The sequence below is a fragment of the Corynebacterium sp. HMSC076D02 genome (genome assembly GCF_001813815.1).
GTDB lineage: Bacteria > Actinomycetota > Actinomycetes > Mycobacteriales > Mycobacteriaceae > Corynebacterium > Corynebacterium simulans.
In genome coordinates, this window is the sequence record NZ_KV814020.1 from 1 (window position 1) to 1,312 (window position 1,312).

Below are 1,312 nucleotides of genomic sequence, written 5' to 3' on the forward strand. Positions count from 1 at the left end.
CCCCCACCACCAAAACCGAAATCCACCAGTAGTAGTGAACGACCCATGTTCGTCTACCGTGAGCCGCGTTATGGCAGTGACGTGTTCTCGTCGGGCACAGTCATAGTTCCCGGCGTTGCCAGCGACAGGGTTCTACACCCAGCAGCGGGACCGATCAAAATCACCCGCACGGGGAACGACCCTGCTGGTGGTTTAGATTTTGATGAAAGCGAGGAGACATAGCCCCTCGCCAACTCCCCGTAGCTGGCGAACAGTAGCTCCTGGCGCTGGCGCTCGTTGGTGAGTTTGCGTGCCACATCGAAAGCCTTATCGACTTCCCGGTCCAAGTTGTTGTGAGCCTTGAGCAGAATTGGGTCCATCGATAACGGGTTGTAGTGCTCCGCGAGTGACCGCTGGGGGTGCCGCTCGCGTGCCCGCAGCACCAACTGTCCAGCGTCGATGATTCGCTGCTGCGCCTTCTCATCTAGTTCACACAGAGCTGGTCCGCAGTTGTAGCTCCCGATGTACTCCGAAAAACGGAAAAAATAAATAGTGGGGATACATCAACCTTCCACTTTCCATTCTTCCGGCTCAGAGTATTGAGGGGTCTGGGACCGGGTCCGTAAACCCTTTATGTTTTTCGCGCACAGCGGTTTTTAGCGACGCACCCTATAGGTTTTCCGCAGAACTTATATGTGTTTCTGTGCACCCCATATGTTGTCTGTTTTAGCGGTATTTCGTTGTTAATTCCGCACGCGCGCATCAAATGGTTATTTATCGACGACACTCCGTGCCGCACCCCTATATTTAAGGATGTGGAATCGCCTACCCCTCCGGGTTAGAGCCCGCTAGATCCACTTCGCAATCGGGTACACCCATCTGTACGCGCTGACCTGCGGCGTTGTGGGTTGTGCCGAGCGTGCTGCCGGAGTCCCTTTCAGTGTCCCTGGGGTAGGAGCGGCCGCATGAAGGTGCGCTCGTACCGCAGGACGCACTCGGACTCGTCTCGAATCCGGTCAGCGGCGATGAAGTCCGAGTGGGTGCCGAACAAGGTGCGGTACTGCTCGTAGGCAGCCAGGCTGGGGAAGCTGAACAGGGATTCCGCACGGTCACTCACACCTTCCGCGGGTAGGTAGTACCCGTGGTGGGTGCCGCCGTGTTCGTCGACATGCCGCATCCAAGCGCGGGCGAACTGTTCAAAGGCTGCGATCTGGTCGGGGTCGATGGTGTAGTGGACGACACAGGTGATCACATCCACAACGCTAGGCCCACAGGCGCTCATTGGGGAGCCTTTGTCTGTGCGCCTCGTGGTGCAGCACACCAATCTGCCTGG

2 protein-coding genes and 1 pseudogene are annotated in these 1,312 nt (G+C 57.5%); 1 reads left to right on the top strand and 2 read right to left on the bottom strand.

Going from position 1 to position 1,312, the window contains the following annotated elements:
• A partial coding sequence (locus HMPREF2935_RS13315; protein WP_210400708.1) for a hypothetical protein occupies nt 1–222 on the top strand: 222 nt, incomplete at its 5' end.
• 62 nt (nt 223–284) lie between these two features.
• Here HMPREF2935_RS13315 and HMPREF2935_RS13770 read toward each other — a convergent pair.
• Together HMPREF2935_RS13770 and HMPREF2935_RS13380 are read right to left on the bottom strand one after the other, a co-directional pair.
• A pseudogene (locus tag HMPREF2935_RS13770) lies at nt 285–422 on the bottom strand (type IIL restriction-modification enzyme MmeI); the annotation flags it as partial.
• 494 nt (nt 423–916) lie between these two features.
• The coding region (locus HMPREF2935_RS13380; RefSeq protein ID WP_246817747.1) for an NIPSNAP family protein at nt 917–1,312 on the bottom strand (396 nt) is incomplete at its 5' end.